Here is a 1403-nt window from a genome sequence, read left to right as displayed (position 1 = left end):
TGAAGGTGGAGTCGCTAGTAATCGCAGATCAGCAACGCTGCGGTGAATGCGTTCCCGGGCCTTGTACACACCGCCCGTCAAGTCATGAAAGTGGGCAGCACCCGAAGCCGGTGGCCTAACAGTTTTTGCTGGGGGAGCCGTCTAAGGTGAGGTTCGCGATTGGGACTAAGTCGTAACAAGGTAGCCGTACCGGAAGGTGCGGCTGGATCACCTCCTTTCTACGGAGATTTGAGGAACCACTGTGTGTGGTTTGTTTTTAGGCACAACTTGAGACCATGCTTGTTTTGTGAGTGTGGGGTTGTGTGTGGTGTGGAAATTATTGAGACGTTGTGGTATGGGCATGCTTTTGGGTTTCCAAATTGCGACAGCTTTTTGGAAGCAAGCCCGCTATTACGATTGTGGCACTGTTTGGTGTTGTGGTTGTGTGGTGTGGTGTGGTGGTTTGAGAACTGGATAGTGGACGCGAGCAATGATCTTTGTTGATTGTTGTTGTAATTGAACTGAACTTCTAAATTTTTTTTTAGTGGTTTGTTGTTCGATCGTTTTGTGATCATTTTAGTGTGATGATTTGTTGTCTAGGAATTGTATTCGATAGGTGTTTAGCAGTGTTTTTGTTGTTAAGGGCTTAGGGTGGATGCCTTGGCACATGGGAGCGATGAAAGACGTGGGAGGCTGCGATAAGCCTCGGGGAGCTGTCAACCGAGCTGTGATCCGAGGGTGTCTGAATGAGGAAACTCACTGGGTAGGAATGCCTAGTACTCAAACTTTGTTTGGGGGCGTACGTAGGGAAGTGAAACATCTCAGTACCTACAGGAAAAGATATTCCGTTAGTAGTGGCGAGCGAAAGCGGAGGAGACCAAACCGGTTGTGTGTGATACTTGTCAGGGGTTGCATGATCGGTGTTGTGGGATGTTGTCGTACTGGTTCTGACAGGCTGGTGGCAAGTGATAAAACAGGGTGTGAGCTGAACAGGATTGAATGCCTGGCTGTAGAGGGTGATGGCCCCGTAGGTGTAAATGCTTTGTCTTGTTGATGATGGTCCCAAGTAGCACGATACTCGAGGAATTTCGTGTGAATCTGCCCAGACCGTTGGGTAAGTCTAAATATATCCATGTGACCGATAGTGGACGAGTACCGTGAGGGAAAGGTGAAAAGTAGTCCGGGAGGACAGTGAAATAGTTTCTGAAACCGTGAGCTTACAATCCGTCGGAGCCTTGAGGGGTGACGGCGTGCCTATCGAAAAATGAGTCTGCGAGTTAGTGGTATGTAGCGAGGTTAACCCGTGTGGGGGATCCGTAGCGAAAGCGAGTTTTAAAAGGCGTTTGAGTTGCATACTCTAGACCCGAAGCGGGATGATCTATCCTTGAGCAGGTTGAAGCAGGGGTAAGACTTTGTGGAGGACC

The 1403-nt window shown here is 49.0% G+C and carries 2 rRNA genes; both read left to right on the top strand.

Annotated elements, in window-relative coordinates:
* Window positions 1-218, top strand: a 16S ribosomal RNA gene (locus G531_RS0117240); the annotation flags it as partial.
* A 389-nt stretch (window positions 219-607) separates the two neighbouring features.
* Window positions 608-1403, top strand: a 23S ribosomal RNA gene (locus tag G531_RS0117235); the annotation flags it as partial.

It is taken from the genome of Granulicoccus phenolivorans DSM 17626 = NBRC 107789 = JCM 15570 (genome assembly GCF_000423085.1).
In the GTDB taxonomy this organism is placed as follows: domain Bacteria; phylum Actinomycetota; class Actinomycetes; order Propionibacteriales; family Propionibacteriaceae; genus Granulicoccus; species Granulicoccus phenolivorans.
The sequence above is the reverse complement of the archived record's forward strand: the minus strand, read 5'-3'. Positions and strand labels throughout refer to the sequence as shown.